Source organism: Alsobacter sp., from assembly GCF_059501845.1.
Window position 1 is genome coordinate 1,639,190 of record NZ_JCACDK010000018.1, and the last position, 16,234, is coordinate 1,655,423.

Sequence of the window (16,234 nt, forward strand, 5' to 3'; positions counted from 1 at the left end):
TCAGTACTGCGACAGCGGCAGCATCGCGAGGGCGAAGATCAGCACGGCAACAACCAGCGCCGTCAGTATCAGCCGGAGCGAGCCGTACCAGCGCGGTGTCGTGCCGCGCGAGGCCAGCGCCACGTCGGAGACGCCGAGCACCAGGAAGCAGCCGATCAGCACGACGAGGTCGAGCGGGCGCGGCATGAACAGGGCCAGCCACGCAACCAGCGGCGCCAGCACCGACATCCCGAGCAGCCAGGCCCTGCGGCCGTGATCCCCGTGCATCAGGCCCACGCCCCAGCGCACCCCGCCGAGGAAGGACGCGATGGCCACGCCATAGGCGACCAGGCCGGCGCGTGCGGCGCCCGGCGGCAAGCCCGCGTGCCGCTCCCATTCGAACCAGGCTACGATTGCGAGGGCGGCGAAGGGCACGACGCCCCCGAGGCCGAGCAGCAGCGCCACGGCCGGGATCGTGCGGTCGTCCTTCGGGTCGATATGTCCGGGATGGGTGTGGGTCATGCGGATCTCCGGAAAGGTCAGTCGCGGCGGAAGATGATGCTGGCGAGCCAGCCGAAGGCGATAGCCATCGCGGCGGTGGCGATGCCGTAGACCACGGGGTTGCTGCGCGCGCTGCGCACCACGAGGGCCTCGAATCCCGCCTTGTCGACGAAGAACGCCGTATCGGCTCGCGCCACCTGCACCCCGCCGGCCAGCAGCGAGATGTCGACCGCATACCGACCCACCGGCGCCGTCGCCGGCACCGGGACGGTGGCGCGGAACACGGTAGGCGTGAGGAACCGCACTCCCTCGCCGTCCTCGCGGTAAAGCCCCGCCTCCTTCTTCAGCCGGATCAGGGCCTCCTGGAACTGGACGTCGGGGGAGTCGGTGGCGGTGCTCTCGATGATCGGCTCGATGCCCAACCGGAAGCGGCGCCGGAACTCGATGGTGGTCATCTCCGGCAGGGGCCGGGAGGCGAGCACCGCGATGATCGACGGCACGTCGAAGAACTTGCGCTGGTTGAGGTTGACCCACACCGGCCCGACGCGCTCCTTCTGGCGCACGACGGCGCGCACGCTCGGGCCTATCGACGTGACGACGACGTCGTAGGGCTCGACGCGCGGCCCGCTGGCGCTGTCGCGCTCGATGACGCCGAACACGACGAGCTCCGATCCCGTATAGGTGGAAGTGATGTGCACCTGGTCGCCGGACAGGGTCACGATCATCCGCTCGGCCCGCGCGCCGGAGGCATGCGCCAGGATGAGCCCGGCGGCCAGAAGCAGTGCCCGCAGCCTCATGAGCGCGGGTCCACGATGCCGACGGAGAACAGGTCGTCTGGCCGCACCACGATTTCGGCGACGAAGCGAACGCAGACGGCGAGCACGATGAGCGCGAGCAGCAGCCTGAACTGCTCGCCGCTGATGTTGCGGCCGGCCCGCGCACCGAACTGCGCGCCGAAGACGCCGCCGATGACGAGCAGCATGGCCAGCACCACGTCGACCGAGGCATTGGTCGCCGCGTGCAGGATGGTGGCGGCCACCATCGTGAACAGGATCTGGAACAGCGACGTGCCTACCACCACGGCGGTCGGGACGCGGAACATGTAGATCAGCGCCGGCACCATCATGAACCCGCCGCCGATGCCGAGAACGGCGCCGGCGAAGCCCACGGAGATTGACAGGGCGAGCAGCGGAATGACGCTGACATAGAGCCGGGAGCGATGGAACCGCATGCGCAGCGGAAGGCCGAAGTACCAGGGCCTGGGCCCGGCGCGCCGCCGCGGGGGCACGACGCCCCGCCTCGCCGAGAGGATCGAGCGAAGGCTTTCCACCAGCATCATGCCGCCGACGGTACCGAGCAGCGTGATGTAGGACAGCACGATGACCAGTTCGAGCTGGCCGACGCGCCGCATCGCGTTGAAGAAGAGCACGCCGAGCACGGTCCCGGCGATGCCGCCGGCCAGCAGCACCGTGCCGAGCTTGAAGTCGAGCGCCAGCCTGCGCCAGTAGGCGATGGCGCCCGTCATCGAGGAGGCCGCGATCTGCGCCGCCTCGCTGGCCACGGCCACCGCCGGCGGGATGCCGATGAAGATCAGCAGCGGCGTCATCAGGAACCCGCCGCCGACGCCGAACATGCCGGAGATAAACCCGACCGCGGCCCCGAGCCCCAGGACGAGGAAGATGCTGACGGGCAGGTCGGCTATCGGCAGGTAGATCTGCACGCCATCAATCCGGGTCTCCCGCCCTCCGCAGGAGGTCCTGGCGTGGCGGAACAGCTACACGTCGGCGCGACGAGGCCGCCGCGACGCTGAAGGCATCAACCCCGGCGGGCAGGGCAACGTCAATGCCGCAGAGTGAAGCGTGTCCGGCGCTGCGTCACAGGCGCGCCGACTTCGGCTTATCCTTACGCGCGTCGCCGGTCTGCTCGCGGTCCCAGCCGCCGGGCGGCACGGCGACTTCGTTGGCTGCCGGATCCGGCTTCATGGCGACAAAGCCGTCGACAGCCGCCTTGGCCTTGGCGAGGCTGTCGGGGTCGAGCCGGCTGCCGACTTCGTCACGCTTGCGGGCAGCGTCCGTGTCGCCCTGCACGGCGGCGAGGGCGAAGAACGTCCAGGACTGAGCGAGATCCTTCTCCATGCCGAGCCCGCGCGCGGCGAGAATGGCGAGGTTGTACTGGCTGTCGCGCAGCCCGTAGGCAGCCGCCTTGCGGAACCACTGGCCCGCGGCGGCATAGTCGGGCTTCTCGCCGGCCCCGTCGGCCAGGACGACACCCAGATTGTGCATCGCCTTGACGTTGCCCGCCTCGGCGCCGCGCTGGTACCAGGTGCGGGCGCGGACGAGATCGACGCTCACCCCCACGCCCTTCTCGTACATGCTGCCGATGCGGTACTGCGCCGGCGCGGAGCCGGCCAGCGCGGCCTTCTCGAACCAGGCTGCCGCCAGCTTGGTGTCACGCGTGACACCCTTGCCCTCGAAGTAGCGCGACGCGATCTCGAAGGATGCACCGGCGTTGCCGTCGGCTGCGGCGCGCTGCAGTGACTTGGGAAGTCCCTGCGCCGGCATGGCCGGCACCGGCACCTTGGCCCCCACTCCGTCGAGCGACGGGGCTGCCGTGATCGCGCCGACCGCTTCCGGGTCACGGGATGAGAAGCCCGATCCGTCCGGTCCGGGCGCGGAGGCCTGGAAGCTGCCCGGCTGGCCGTTGGGGGTCGGCTCCAGTGCAGCCGAAGGTGGCGGAGGCGGCAGTTCGCCGGTGGCGTTGGACTGCTTTTCCCCGGCAGGGGGAGGCGAGGCCGGGGCAGCGTCGGGCGCGGGCGCCGCGTCGGGGGCGGCCGGAGCGCTGCCCTGGTCCGGCGCCGGGGCGCCGGCGTCGGGTGCGGAAGCACCGCCGCCGAACAGGCGCTCGCCGAGGAAACCGTTGGCGAGGAGGTTGCGGCCCACCTGCGCCGCAGCGAAGGCGAGCACGATCGCGGCCAGGCCGATCAGGAGCGGGCGGCGATAGCGGCTGGTCGTCGCAGCGGCCTTCTCCCCCGCCACCGCTTCGGCCTCCGCCTTTGCCGCAGGCTTGGCGTCGGTCTTGCCCTTCCGGGCTCCGCTGGTCTGGGCGGCGAGGCGGGCAGCGGCGATGAAGGCGGACTTGCCCGTCTCGGGCGCAGGCATCTCCGGCTCTGGCGCGGTATCCAGCGGGGCGGCAGGGCGCCCCGTCCCTGGCTCGAGCGGAATGTCGGCCGCCGGAAGGGCGGCCTCGGCCACCGGCGGCGTCACCTCCGGAGTGTTCAGGAAAGCGTCGAACGACATCGTGTCGGACGCGGGGGGCGCTTCGACAGGAGCAGCAGCAGGCGCCGGGCGCATGTCCTGGGCAGCGGGGGCAGCTTTTGGCCCGGCGGCGGGCTTCGGTCCGAGCGCACGTGCAGCCTCAGCCGCGGCGAGGGCCGCCGCGATCTTCTGCTGCGCGGTGGGCTGCTCCGGGAGTGCCGGGGCAGCGGCCTCGCCGGGGCCGCGCTCGGCCGCGCTGCGCAGGGCCTCGAGCAGCTTGACGCGGTCGCCGGCCATGTCGGATTCGAGAGCGGCGAGGCGATCGACGATGCGCTCCAGCGTGTCCTGCACCGTGTCGAGCATGGCGCGGGTGCCCGGGTCGGGCTCGGCGACGGCTTCCCCGGACATCGCGGGCATTCCATTCGCCTTGGCGAGGGCCTCGTCGGCCGCCCTGCGGGCTGACGCATCGGCCGCTTCGACGGTGCTGCGCCTCGCCTCCTCTATGCGGGAGAAGAGTTCGCCGACGGATTTCTCCAGTGACAGGACCGCAGCGATTCCGGGGTCGTCCGGCCGGTCCAGCTTCTCGGCAAGCGAGGCGATCTGGGCCTGCAGGGCGTCGAGAGCACCGGAGCCGGCATCGGGCCGGCTCGCCGCCTCGATCTGCTTGCGCATGGCCGACAGTTCGGCCTGAAGCGGCGAGAAGTCCGGCGCGGAGGGGGGAGACTCGACGGCCTGCAGGATTCGCTCGACGCGGCTTGCCAGCGCGGCGAAGCCGTCCTGCTCCGCGGCGGAATCGGTCTCCAACCCCGCGCGAATGGAATCCAGCCGCGTATCGATGCGGTCCAGGACTGCGCCATGGTCGAGCGCCGCGATCCGGGCCTCGAGCGTATCGAAGCGGGCATCGAGCGAAGCCGGGCCGGGAGCATCGCCCTGGTCCGCGAGGCGAGCCCGAAGATCCTCCACGGCTTCCTGCAGGGGGCTGAGCGAGGCGGCGGTGACCGACCCCTCGCCCATTCTGTCCAGCCGTTCGATGACCGCGTCCAGGCGTTCGCCGACAGCCTCGCCGCCGCCAGCCTGCACGCCGTCCACCGTCTTGCGCATGGAGGCGAGCTCGCGATGGATGACCGACACGTCGATGCGGGCCGGCAGGCTCTCGACGACCTTGGTGAGAAAGCCGACATCGCCGCGCAGCGCTTCGACGGCCGGGACGGCGCGCGCCTCCTGCTCGGCATGCGCCTTAACCAGCTGCTCCATGCGGGTCGACAGGCCCTTCACGTCCTCGCGCAGGCCGGTCAGAAGCGGATCCGGGCCCGCAAGGCGCATGCCGATCGCCTCGCCTTCGCCCATGGGGCCGAGCCGGTCGACGAGCGCGCCGAGGGCGGCTTCCAGCCGCTCGATGCGCTGCGCGTCCGCCTCGGTGCCCGTCGAGGGGGCCACGCCCCCCTTGTCGAGCCGTTCGGCGATTTCGACGAGGCGCTGCTCAAGGCCGCGCATCGTCTCATGGATGGGCCCGGTGAACTGTCCGGCCGCCTCGCGGGTGCCGAGGTCGTCGATCCGGCTTTCGAGGCGGGACACCGCCTGGCGGAGCGGCGTCAGGCCCTCGCCGGCGCCCCCTGAAACGTTGCGCTCCAGCATGTCGAGCCGCTGCGTGACGAGGTGCAGCGCCTCGCGCAAGGCCGAGGAGGTTCGCTCCTGTGCGGAGGCGATGGCACCGACCTCGTTGCGCCGTGTCTGGTCGGAGCGCTCGATGAAGCCGACGAGCGCGCCGATGGCGGTGGCCGTCTTCTGCTCGAGAGCATCGTTCCGGTATCGCGACTCCTCGATCAGCCGCTCGATCGAAGGGGTGATGTCCGGCCCCGCCGCATGACGGGCTGCCTCCCGCCCGATTCGGCCCAGGCGCTCGATGCGTTCCGTCAGCTCCTCGCGCTCGGCCTCGTCCCTCAGCCGCCGCGCGCGGCGCCGCGCGCCCTCGTCGGAGGTTTCCGCGATGACCGTGTTGAGCCACTCGCCGAGCGTCATGCCCGCCTTGCGCGCAGCTTCCTTGGCAGTCTCCCTCGTCTCGAGGTCGACGCCCTTCACGCTCCAGGGAATGCTGGGCTTCGTCGTTGCGCTCGTCTGGGGCGGCACTTCGGTCCCCTTTGGTCGAATCCCGATGTGACGGGACTGCTCCTGGCGACGCTGCACCGGCGACCGCTTCGCCGACGCAGGCCGCGTCATGCCCGACTTTTCGCAAACAGAGTAAATAAGCCGTTAAGGCACGGCTGAATCCCGCATCTCAACCATGCGGCAAGGCTCCCGCTTGGGCGGGGAGGAGGGATAGTTTATATGTAAACTGATGCCGCGCCCTGCGGCGCCGGACGACCGCCATGCCCCGCTATACCGCCCCGACGGACGACATGCTCTTTCTGCTGCGGGAAGTCCTCGGCTACGAGGCGCTGGGCAATCTGCCCGGGTTCTCCGACGCACCGCTGGACACGGTGGAGGTCATTCTCGGCGAGGCGGGGCGGCTTGCCTCGGAGGTGTTCCAGCCGCTGAACCGGACCGGCGACGTGCAGGGCTGCACCCGCCATGCCGATGGTCGCGTGACGACGCCGGACGGCTTCCGGGAGGCCTACCGCACCTTTGCCGAGGGTGGCTGGATCGGGCTGTCCGTCGACCCCGCCTATGGGGGGCAGGGACTTCCCTATGTTGTGACCTGCGCGGTCAGCGAGTTCATGGCCTCCGCCAATATGGCGCTCGGCGCTTATGGCGGGCTCACCATGGGCGCCGCCGCCGCGCTCTACACGCATGGGTCCGAGGCGCTGAAGTCCACCTACCTGCCGCGCATGGCGACGGGCGAGTGGACCGGCACCATGAACCTCACCGAGCCACATTGCGGCACCGACCTCGGCCTGATCCGGACGAAGGCCGTTCCGGCCGGTGACGGCTCGTACGCGATCACCGGCACCAAGATCTTCATCTCCGGCGGCGAGCACGACCTCACCGACAACATCGTGCACCTCGTGCTGGCCCGCATCGAGGGCGCGCCGGCCGGCACCAAGGGCATTTCACTCTTTCTCGTTCCCAAGCGGCTGCCCCGGGAAGACGGATCGCCCGGAACGGACAACGGCGTGTCGTGCGGTTCCATCGAGCACAAGATGGGCCTGCACGGGAGTTCCACCTGCGTGCTGAACTATGATGGCGCCAAAGGCTGGCTGGTCGGCGAAGAGAACCGCGGCCTGCCCGCCATGTTCGTGATGATGAACGAGGCGCGGCTCGTCGTCGGCATCCAGGGCCTCTCCCAGTCCGAGGTGGCGCTGCAGAACGCTGCAGACTACGCCCGCGACCGTCTGCAGGGCCGCTCGCTCACCGGCGCCAAGGCGCCGGACAAGCCGGCCGACCCCATCATCGTGCACCCTGACGTGCGCCGGACATTGCTCGGCATCCGGGCCTTCAACCAGGCTGCGCGCGGGCTCATGCTCGGCGCCGCCATGGCCAGCGACATCGTGCACCGCTCGCCCGATGCCGCAGCGCGGCAGGCGGCCGAGGACCGGCTGGGCCTTTTGACGCCCGTCATCAAGGGCGTGCTGACCGACTGGGGTTTCGACAACACGGTGCGAGCACAGCAGATGCTGGGCGGCCATGGCTACATCGCCGAATGGGGGCTCGAGCAGTTCGTCAGGGATGCGCGGATCACGCAGATCTACGAGGGGGCCAACGGCATCCAGGCGCTCGACCTCGTCGGCCGCAAGCTGCCGAAGGATGGCGGGCGCGCCGCCATGGCCTTCTTCGGCGAGGTGGCCGGCTTCGTGAAAGAGGCCGGCGAGGATCCGGCCATGGAGCCCTTCGTCAAGCCGCTGGGCAAGGGGCTTGGCGATCTCCAGCAAGGCACGATGTGGTTCATGCAGAACGCCATGGCGAAGCCGGACAATGCGGGCGCCGGGGCCACGGACTACATGCACCTTTTCGGCCTCGTCGCGCTGGGTCATGTCTCGGCGCAGATCGCCCGGGCCGCGCTGCGCGATCCCGATGCGCCCGGCAACAAGGCCCGCCTTGCCGCGGCGCGCTACTTCGCCGAGCGCGAATTGCCCGGCACCGGCCTGCGGCTCGCGCGGATCACGGCCGGCGCCGACACCGTGATGTCGCTGTCGGCGGACCTGTTCTGACGGGGGGCGCAGGCGCGGCTTGTGCCGCCCTGCGCCGGGGACCATTCTGGCGCGCGCCGGCGCCGAGGAGACCGCGATGACCGAGGCCTACATCTACGACCACGTCCGCACACCGCGGGGACGCGGCAAGCCCGACGGCGCCCTCCACGAGGTGACCGCGCTGGCGCTGGCCGCCCACGTCCTGCGCGAGGTGAAGGACCGCAACGGCCTCGACCCCACCCTCGTCGACGACGTGGTGCTGGGCTGCGTCGATCCGGTGGGCGAGGCGGGCGGCGACATCGCGCGCGCCGCCGCGCTCGTGGCCAACTACGGAAACGGCGTTCCCGGCGTGCAGATCAACCGCTTCTGCGCCTCCGGGCTCGACGCGGTGAACTTCGCCGCGGCGCAGGTGATGGCCGGCCAGCAGGACATGGCGGTAGCGGGCGGCGTCGAGTCCATGAGCCGCATCGGCATCGGCGCATCCGGCGGCGCCTGGCCGGTCGACCCCTCCATCGCGGTGAAGTCCTATTTCATGCCGCAGGGCGTGTCGGCCGACCTCATCGCCACCAAGTACGGCTTCTCCCGCGACGACGTCGACGCCTACGCCGTCGAGAGCCAGCGCCGCGCTGCGGCGGCGTGGGCCGACGGCCGCTTCGACCGCGCCGTGGCGCCGGTGCGCGACGTCAACGGCCTGACCCTCCTGGCCCGCGACGAGCACATGCGCCCGCAGACGGACATGCAGTCGCTCGCCGGTCTCAAGGCCTCCTTCGCCATGATGGGAGAGCAGGGGGGCTTCGATGCCGTCGCCATCGACGCGCATCCCGAGATCGAGGCCATCCAGCACGTCCACCACGCCGGCAATTCCTCGGGCATCGTGGATGGCGCGGCTGCGGTGCTCATCGGCACGGCCGAGGCCGGGAAGGCCGCCGGCTTGAAGCCGCGGGCGCGGATCCGCGCTTTCGCCAATATCGGCTCCGAGCCGGCGCTGATGCTGACGGGCCCCGTCGACGTGACACGAAAGGTGCTGAAGCGTTCCGGCATGGACATCGGCGACATCGACCTGTTCGAGGTCAACGAGGCTTTTGCCGCCGTGGTTCTGCGCTTCCTGCAGGCTTTCGGGGTCGATCGCGACAAGGTCAACGTGAACGGCGGCGCCATTGCACTCGGGCATCCGCTGGGCGCGACCGGCGCGATCCTGCTCGGCACGGCGGTGGACGAGCTGGAGCGTAGCGGCAAGTCGACCGCACTCGTGACGCTGTGCATCGGCGCCGGCATGGGCACGGCCACCATCATCGAGCGGGTGTGATCATGACGGGTTTCACGCAGTTCCGCTTCGAGGTCGATGGCGACGGCATCGCGCTCGCCACCTGGGACATGCCGGGGCGTTCGATGAACGTCATCACGCCGCAGGTGATGGAGGAACTCGCCGGCCTGATTGTCCGGGTGTCGGAGGACACCGCCATCAAGGGCTGTGTCATCGCATCCGGCAAGGACAGCTTCTCCGGCGGCGCCGACCTCGCCATGCTGCAGGGGCTCGGCGCCGAATATTCCCGGCTGCGCAAGGAGCGCGGCGAGGAGGAGGCGATGCGCTTCTTCCTCGAAGAGACGCGCCGCCTGACGCTGCTCTACCGTCGGCTGGAGACCTGCGGGAAACCCTTCGCAATCGCCATCAACGGCGTCTGCATGGGCGGAGCCTTCGAGCTGGCCCTGGCCTGCCACCATCGCGTGGTCTCCGATGATCCCTCCACGCGCGTCGGCCTTCCCGAGGTGAAGGTGGGTCTCTTCCCCGGTGCGGGAGGGACGCAGCGCGTGGCGCGCTTGATGCAGACCGGCGACGCCTTGCAGATGCTGTTCAAGGGCGAGCAGATCCGCCCGGCCGCGGCCCGCAGCATGGGCCTCGTACACGAGGTTGCCCCGCGCGGCGAAATCGTGGAACGGGCGCGGGCCTGGATCCTCGGAGGCGGCAAGGCTGTCGCGCCCTGGGACGAGCAGGGCTACAGGCTGCCCTCCGGCCGCGTTTACTCGCCGGCCGGGATGATGACCTGGCCAGCCGCCAACGCCATCTACCGCCGCGAGACGCACGACAACTATCCGGCCGTGAAGGCGATCCTGCAGTCCGTCTACGAGGGCCTGCAGCTGCCCATGGATCTGGCGCTCACGGTCGAGAGCCGCCACTTCGCCCGCATCCTGCGCTCTCCCGAGGCGGCGGCGATGATCCGTTCGCTGTTCCTCTCCAAGCAGGAGCTGGAGAAGGGAGCACGACGGCCTGCCGGCGTGCCACGCAGCACGCTGCGGCGGATCGGCGTGGTCGGCGCGGGCTTCATGGGATCGGGCATCGCCTACTCGGCGGCGCTCGCCGGGCTCGACGTCGTGCTGGTCGACCGCGACCTCGAGACAGCCGAGAAGGGCAAGGCCCACTCCCACAAGCTCGTGACCGACCAGATCATGAAAGGCCGCGCCAAGACGGCGGACCGGGACGCGCTGCTGGCGCGCATCACCGCCTCGGGCGACGTCGCGGACCTCGCCGGCAGCGACCTCGTGATCGAGGCCGTGTTCGAGGATCCGGCGGTGAAGGCCGATGTGCTCTCGCGCGTCGCAGCCGCGCTCGGACCGGAAACCGTGTTCGCGTCCAACACCTCGACGCTGCCCATTGCCGGGCTCGCCCGGCATGCCGGCCCGGCCGCCCGCTTCGTCGGCATCCACTTTTTCTCGCCGGTCGAGAAGATGATGCTGGTCGAGGTGATCCGGGGGCCGGAAACGGGCGACGTGGCGCTCGCCACCGCGCTGGACTTCGTGCGCGCCATTCGCAAGACGCCGATCGTCGTCAACGACGCGCGCGGCTTCTATGCCAACCGCTGCGTCGGCGCGTACCTGCTCGAAGCCCATCTGATGGTGATGGAAGGCGTGCCGCCCGCCATGGTCGAGAACGCGGCGAAGATGGCGGGCATGCCGGTCGGCCCGCTGGCGCTGACCGACGAGGTCGCCATCGACCTCGCGCTACGCATCCTGGACGCGACCAAGGCCCAGGTCGGGCCTGAGGCCGTGGATCCCAGGCAGGAGAAGCTGCTGCGAGCCATGGTGCAGGAGCATGGGCGCCTCGGACGGAAGAACCGCAAGGGCTTCTACGACTATCCCGAGAAGGGGCAGAAGCGGCTCTGGCCCGGCCTCGCCGGGATCGCCGGGGAGCGGCTGGATCCGGATACACTCGACGTGAAGGAGCTTGGTCGCCGCATCCTGGCCGTGCAGGCCATCGAGGCCGCCCGCGCCGTGGAGGAGGGGATCGTCACCGATCCGCGCGAGGCCGATGTCGGATCCATCCTGGGCTTCGGCTTCGCGCCGTTCACCGGCGGCACGCTGTCCTACATCGACGGCATGGGCCTGCCGGCTTTCGTGGCCATGTGCGAGGCCCTTGAAAAGGCACACGGTCCCCGCTTCGCGCCTCCTGCCCTCCTCCGCGACATGGCGGCTCAGGGGGAGACCTTCTACGGGCGCTTCGCGCCGGCGATGGCGGCCTGAAAAGCGCATAAAGCTTCCAAAAGCCGGGCCCGCCCTTGCCCGGAGCGCGGGTCTTCGGACCCGCCCGGCAGGAAGGTGCGCGTCTGAAGACGCGCGCTCCGGGGATTTGCGCCAGCTCGCATGAGCATCACGAGCCGTGCCCGCCCTTGCCCGGAGCGCGGGTCTTCAGACCCGCCCGGCAGGAAGGTGCGTGTCTGAAGACGCGCGCTCCAGGGATTTACGCGAGCTCGCCCAGCAGGCCGTCGAGATCGAGGCGGCGGGTGACCATGGCGAGCGTGCCGTCGGGGTTCTTCGGCCATTGGCTCTCCGGCTTGTCCCAGTAGAGCTCGACACCGTTCCCGTCGGGGTCGTCGAGGTAGAGCGCCTCGCTGACCCCGTGGTCGGACGCTCCCGTCAGGGGATAGCGGGCCACGACGAGCCTGTTCAGCGCGTCCGCAAGGTCACGCCGCGTCGGGTAGAGGATGGCCGTGTGGAAGAGGCCCGTGGTGCCGCGCGGCGGCGGAGACCCTCCGCGGCTCTCCCATGTGTTGAGGCCGATATGGTGGTGGTAGCCGCCTGCGGAGATGAAGGCCGCCTGGTCGCCGTAGAACTGCTGGACCTCGAAGCCTAGGATGCCGCAGTAGAAGGCCAGCGCCCGCTGCAAATCGGCGACCTTCAGGTGGACGTGGCCGATCCGGGTGCCGGCTGCAATCGGGGGAAAGCCCTTCAGCTGCGGGTTCGCGGTCTGCTCATTCATGGCGGCGTCCTCATTCCGGCTACCGCAATGATGCGGAGCACGAAAGATACGTAAGCTCGCGACGGCCCAGTGGCCAGCATCAACAGCTTGCGCAGGTGCAAGGATCCTCTTGCCATGATCGCCCGGTGCGGTGCGCACAAGCAAACGGGCCGGCATGAAACCGGCCCGTCGTGTCGTTAGAAAGCCAATGCCTCGGTCTACGCCTGTCCGCCGCTTTCGACGAACTCGGCAGGACCTCTCCACCGGCTCGTCCGGTGGGCCGGACGGCCCGGCGATTCAGGCCGCCTTCTGGTTCACGGTCTGCTCGGCGAGCTTGCTGAGCAACTCGTCCGTCTTCTTCTCCTCGGCGAGCGTCTGGTCGAGCAGCTTCACCGCATCCTTCATGCCGAGCTGGCCGGCCCAGGTCTTCAGCGTGCCGTAGCGGGAGATCTCGTAGTGCTCCACTGCCTGGGCGGCGGCGAGGAGGCCGGCTTCCATCGCGGGCGAGCCCTTGAAGTCCTCCATGACTTCCTGGCTCTCCTCGATGATGCCAAGGATGGCCTGGCAGGTCTTGGCACGGGCCGGCTTGCCGAGCTGCTCGAACACCTGCTCCAGGCGCTCGACCTGCTGCTCGGTCTCGTCGCGGTGACGCTGGAAGGCCTGCTTCAGCTCCTCCGATTGCGCAGCCTTGGCCATTTTCGGCAGGTTGCGCAGGATCTGCTTCTCGGCGTGATAGACGTCCTTCAGGGTCTCGAGGAACAGGTCCTCGAGCGTCTTTTCCTTGGCTGCCATGGTGTTGGTCCCTCTTCAGAAATAGAGACCGCTCAACCACAGGCGGGCCAGCCGGTTCCGCGCCCGGCCGGCGAATCACGAATCGTCTTCAGTAGCTTGCGCGCACCACTGCACCGCGCGGCGGGCACGGGCCGTAGCTGCGCCATCCGCCATGGCTCCACTTGCCGCTGCCGGTCTCGCAGGCATCCTCGTAGTCGGCCCGGAGGGGAAGATGCCCTTGTGTTGCCACGGCAGGCCCCGCGAACGAGCCATCCTGCGCAATCACCGGCTGAGCCCAGTGCGGCCCCGAACTGCAGGCTGCCAACATCGGCAAGGCTCCGGCCAGTATCAGCGCGGCGATCCTCATCAGTCATTCTCCCCAAAAAGCCCCGGCCGCAAACGCGGCCTTCGCGCGATCATGCGCGCGCAAGGTGCATTTCCGCAAGCATGCACGAAAGGCTTTCCGGAAGTGCACCATTGACCTCGATCAAAGACGCCTCCGCTGCAGCTTGGCAAGGTAGCCGCAATGGATGGCCGGCGAACTGGATCGCCTCGGCCAAAGGGCCGGAGCGAAGCAGCCGGCCGGTCGTCCAAGCGCTACCATGGCGATACGTCGCCGTGGACAGGGGCGCCCGGCACGGTCTCGGGGGAGCTGTGCCGGGCGTTTCCCTTGTGTGGCTGGATCAGCCCGCCTGCCGCTTGGCGTCGCGCATCGCGGCCTCGAACTCCGCCCAGCGAACGAGGATCCTGTCGTCCCATCGCTCCTTGTCGGCAGAGCGCTCGGCTTCGTCGAGCAGGATCTGCAATTCGGATGCGAGCACGTGCAGGTCCGCCCGAACGTCGCCGATCAGCAGCGTCGTGAGGACGATCCGCAGCGCGCGGTAGTCGACTGGGCGCGTCAGGAACTGGCCGTCCGGGCCGGGACCTGCCGCACCGGCAGCCGGATCCGCGCGATCCGACAACGTCTACTTCTTTCCGGACGGCGCCTTGGCGACGTGCTTGCGCGATTCGGAGCCGGCCTCCATCGCCTTGCCCTCGTGGTTGCCGGCCTTGGCCGGCTTGTGCTCGGCTTTCGACGACGTCTGCTTCGACCCGCTCTGCTTCGTGGTGGCCATGTGAGCCTCCTGCCTTCAGACGCCAGTCAACGCGGCTGGATGGCTCTGGTTGCGCTGGATTCAGGAGGCGACCGGCTCCTTTGCCGCGGGCCTCTCACGCCAGAGCCTGTACAGGCGGCCGTAGGCGGCAGAGTCCAGATGTGACTCGGCCTTTTCGATGAGCTCGTGTGCCGCGTCGTCCGCCTCGCGCACGGCCGCCCATGCCGCGACGTGGTCGGCGAGGAAGGCCATGAACTCCGGTCCGCAGGCCTCCGGGCCGCCGTGCAGCGCGAGAATCGTCGTGTGGTACGACTTGCCCTTCAGGGCCACGTCACCCAGCGGCACGAAGCCGAAGCCCGCCATCGCCGCACGCGAGGCCACCGCCTCGGACGCCACTATGGGCACGCCGTAGACCTTCGAGAGCGGCTCGAGCCGGGCTGCGACGTTCACCGCATCGCCGACGATCGAATAGTCGAAGCGCTGGTCCGAGCCGAGATTTCCGACGCAGGCGGAGCCGGCGTGGAGCCCGATCCCGATCTCGATGGGCGCTGCGGTGCCACCCCCTTCGAAACGGTCGCGCAGCATGGGCAGGCAGTCCAGCATGGCGAGCGCCGCCCTGCAGGCGTTCTCGACGTGGTTGGGATCGTCGAGCGGCGCGTTCCAGAACGCCATCATGCCGTCGCCGAGATACTTGTCGATGGTGCCTCGCGTGGCGAGAACCGCTCCGGTCAGCGGCGTATGGAGCGCGTTCAGGAAGCGCACGACCTCTTCCGCCGACATGGTCTCCGCCCTGGCGGTGAAGTCCCGCAGGTCCGAGAACAGCACGGTGAGTTCACGCGTCTCCCCGCCAAGCCGCAGCAGGCCCGGGTCGGAGGCGAGGCGGTCCACCACTTCCGGCGCGACATAGTGCTTGAACGCCTCGCGAACGGCTCGCCGCTCCGTCTCCGCCAGGCGGAAGCGCAGCAGCGTCCCCAGGACATAGGTCGCGAGAACCGAAAGCGTCGGCACGACGGGGTCGAGCATGTAGCCGAAACGGCTGAAGGCGTACCAGGCGATGGCGAGCGGTACCGCGAGCAGGAGAACGAGTGCCGAGGCGGATGCGAGGGGCCGCAGCCTCCATACGGCGACGCCGACCAGCAGCGAGCCCAGCAGGGTGCCGAGCATCTCCAGCGCCGGCGCAGAGATCGGTCGCAGGAGAGGGGCGTCCGCGAGCATCTGCTCGATCGTCTCGGCGTGAATGTCCACCCCGGCCACCGCGGGGTCGAGCGGCGTGGCGCGGACATCGTTGAGGACCGCGGCGCTTGATCCGACGAGGACGATGCGTCCCGCGATGTCCTCGCGTCCGACCAGCCCCTCCTCGAGCTTCCAGTAGGGAATGTGCCGCGGCACCTGGGCGCCGGCGTAGCGCACCCGCAGGGCCCCGTCCGCGTCCGTCGGGATCGTCACCGACCCGCCGGGCCCGGCGACACGCACGGCCACGACGCCGACCGGCCGGCCGAAGCTGGTCTCGCCGCTGGCGTTGGACGCCTTGATCTGGATGGTCGTCGACCCCAGCGCGACCCGCAGGCACTCGAGTGCGAAGGACGGAACGATGCGGCCATCGACGGCCAGCAGGAGCGGAACGCGCCGCACCACGAAGTCGCGCTCCGCGAGCCAGTTAAAGGCACCTATGCCGCGCGACGCTGCTGCAAGCTCGGGCAGCGGCGAAACGCTCCCGCCGAAGGAGGCGAGAAACGGCAAGGCCCCGTCACCAGCCTGGACGATACCGGCCCTGGTGGGAGGGGGCGGCTTGCCGCCGGTGTCGGAGAGCACGAAGCCCACCACTCCGGCCGTCTCGCGCAGCGCGGCGGCCAGCAGCGTGTCGTTGTCGCCGCCCCCGAGGATCCCGAGCACCTCCTGCTTCGCCGGACCGTCCGGCACCCGCGACAGGATGCGGTTGGGGGAGGAGCGGTCGGGCTCGGCGAGCACGATGTCGAGGCCCACCACCACGGCACCGAGGTCGGTGAGCCGCTTGACCGCTTGCGCGAGCCTGTCGCGCGGCCAGGGCCACTGCCCGTAGCGGGCGAGGGACTCCTCGTCGACGTCGACCACCCGGACGGGAAGGGCGGGATCGGCGGCCCGGGGCGAAAGCTGCTGGAAGCTGTCGAAGACGATGTTGCGGAGCGCCGTTCCGGCGGAGGGCTGCGCCAGGATGACCAAGATCCCGGCGGCCGCGGGAGCGATCACCGCCGCGGTGCGCAAAAGCCAGGAGGGGAGACTGTTCGTCATGCCGCCGACAGG

13 protein-coding genes are annotated in these 16,234 nt (G+C 69.8%); 3 read left to right on the forward strand and 10 right to left on the reverse strand.

What is annotated here, in order from left to right; genetic code table 11:
- From AC5JCN_RS22630 to AC5JCN_RS22645, 4 genes are all read right to left on the reverse strand, one after another.
- Window positions 1-501 (reverse strand): DUF3429 domain-containing protein, encoded by a 501-nt coding sequence (locus AC5JCN_RS22630; RefSeq protein ID WP_495757348.1) that lies wholly within the window; start codon window positions 499-501, stop codon window positions 1-3.
- Between the two features lie 17 nt (window positions 502-518).
- Window positions 519-1,277: a TIGR02186 family protein gene (locus AC5JCN_RS22635; protein ID WP_495757349.1), complete on the reverse strand. Its 759-nt coding sequence runs from the start codon at window positions 1,275-1,277 to the stop codon at window positions 519-521.
- Window positions 1,274-2,200 (reverse strand): sulfite exporter TauE/SafE family protein, encoded by a 927-nt coding sequence (locus tag AC5JCN_RS22640; RefSeq protein ID WP_495757350.1) that lies wholly within the window; start codon window positions 2,198-2,200, stop codon window positions 1,274-1,276. Before AC5JCN_RS22640 ends, AC5JCN_RS22635 begins: the two co-directional genes overlap by 4 nt.
- Before the next feature lie 154 nt (window positions 2,201-2,354).
- A complete protein-coding gene (locus AC5JCN_RS22645; RefSeq protein WP_495757351.1) occupies window positions 2,355-5,861 on the reverse strand; it encodes a hypothetical protein in 3,507 nt (1,168 codons plus the stop codon).
- 239 nt (window positions 5,862-6,100) lie between these two features.
- Between AC5JCN_RS22645 and AC5JCN_RS22650 the strand changes: the two genes are divergently transcribed.
- The 3 genes from AC5JCN_RS22650 to AC5JCN_RS22660 all read left to right on the forward strand — a co-directional run bounded on the left by AC5JCN_RS22650 (window position 6,101) and on the right by AC5JCN_RS22660 (window position 11,374).
- Window positions 6,101-7,879 carry an acyl-CoA dehydrogenase C-terminal domain-containing protein gene (locus AC5JCN_RS22650; protein WP_495757352.1) on the forward strand — a complete coding sequence of 593 codons (1,779 nt, stop codon included), beginning with the start codon at window positions 6,101-6,103 and terminating at the stop codon, window positions 7,877-7,879.
- A gap of 76 nt (window positions 7,880-7,955) precedes the next feature.
- Window positions 7,956-9,164, forward strand: coding sequence for an acetyl-CoA C-acetyltransferase (locus AC5JCN_RS22655; protein WP_495757353.1), 1,209 nt, complete (start codon window positions 7,956-7,958; stop codon window positions 9,162-9,164).
- Between the two features lie 2 nt (window positions 9,165-9,166).
- Window positions 9,167-11,374 carry an FAD-dependent oxidoreductase gene (locus AC5JCN_RS22660; RefSeq protein WP_495757354.1) on the forward strand — a complete coding sequence of 736 codons (2,208 nt, stop codon included), beginning with the start codon at window positions 9,167-9,169 and terminating at the stop codon, window positions 11,372-11,374.
- 217 nt (window positions 11,375-11,591) lie between these two features.
- On the opposite strand, the gene AC5JCN_RS22665 is transcribed toward AC5JCN_RS22660, so the two are convergent.
- From AC5JCN_RS22665 to AC5JCN_RS22690, 6 genes are all read right to left on the reverse strand, one after another.
- The gene (locus AC5JCN_RS22665; RefSeq protein ID WP_495757355.1) at window positions 11,592-12,110 is read right to left on the reverse strand and encodes a VOC family protein; all 519 of its coding nucleotides are present in this window, start codon (window positions 12,108-12,110) and stop codon (window positions 11,592-11,594) included.
- 276 nt (window positions 12,111-12,386) lie between these two features.
- Entirely contained in the window at window positions 12,387-12,881 is a 495-nt protein-coding gene (locus AC5JCN_RS22670) for a YciE/YciF ferroxidase family protein (RefSeq protein ID WP_495757356.1), read from the reverse strand.
- Between the two features lie 88 nt (window positions 12,882-12,969).
- Window positions 12,970-13,227 (reverse strand): hypothetical protein, encoded by a 258-nt coding sequence (locus AC5JCN_RS22675; protein WP_495757357.1) that lies wholly within the window; start codon window positions 13,225-13,227, stop codon window positions 12,970-12,972.
- 316 nt (window positions 13,228-13,543) lie between these two features.
- A complete protein-coding gene (locus AC5JCN_RS22680; RefSeq protein ID WP_495757358.1) occupies window positions 13,544-13,822 on the reverse strand; it encodes a hypothetical protein in 279 nt (92 codons plus the stop codon).
- Between the two features lie 3 nt (window positions 13,823-13,825).
- The gene (locus AC5JCN_RS22685) at window positions 13,826-13,975 is read right to left on the reverse strand and encodes a hypothetical protein (protein ID WP_495757359.1); all 150 of its coding nucleotides are present in this window, start codon (window positions 13,973-13,975) and stop codon (window positions 13,826-13,828) included.
- Window positions 13,976-14,035: 60 nt separating this feature from the next.
- Window positions 14,036-16,222, reverse strand: coding sequence for a CHASE2 domain-containing protein (locus tag AC5JCN_RS22690; RefSeq protein ID WP_495757360.1), 2,187 nt, complete (start codon window positions 16,220-16,222; stop codon window positions 14,036-14,038).
- Window positions 16,223-16,234: the final 12 nt, after the last annotated feature.

Coding starts and splice junctions, on each gene's coding strand:
- AC5JCN_RS22630 (WP_495757348.1), bottom strand. CDS start 501: ATGACCCACACCCATCCCGGACATATCGACCCGAAGGACGACCGCACG.
- AC5JCN_RS22635 (WP_495757349.1), bottom strand. CDS start 1,277: ATGAGGCTGCGGGCACTGCTTCTGGCCGCCGGGCTCATCCTGGCGCAT.
- AC5JCN_RS22650 (WP_495757352.1), top strand. CDS start 6,101: ATGCCCCGCTATACCGCCCCGACGGACGACATGCTCTTTCTGCTGCGG.
- AC5JCN_RS22655 (WP_495757353.1), top strand. CDS start 7,956: ATGACCGAGGCCTACATCTACGACCACGTCCGCACACCGCGGGGACGC.
- AC5JCN_RS22660 (WP_495757354.1), top strand. CDS start 9,167: ATGACGGGTTTCACGCAGTTCCGCTTCGAGGTCGATGGCGACGGCATC.
- AC5JCN_RS22665 (WP_495757355.1), bottom strand. CDS start 12,110: ATGAATGAGCAGACCGCGAACCCGCAGCTGAAGGGCTTTCCCCCGATT.
- AC5JCN_RS22670 (WP_495757356.1), bottom strand. CDS start 12,881: ATGGCAGCCAAGGAAAAGACGCTCGAGGACCTGTTCCTCGAGACCCTG.
- AC5JCN_RS22675 (WP_495757357.1), bottom strand. CDS start 13,227: ATGAGGATCGCCGCGCTGATACTGGCCGGAGCCTTGCCGATGTTGGCA.
- AC5JCN_RS22685 (WP_495757359.1), bottom strand. CDS start 13,975: ATGGCCACCACGAAGCAGAGCGGGTCGAAGCAGACGTCGTCGAAAGCC.
- AC5JCN_RS22690 (WP_495757360.1), bottom strand. CDS start 16,222: ATGACGAACAGTCTCCCCTCCTGGCTTTTGCGCACCGCGGCGGTGATC.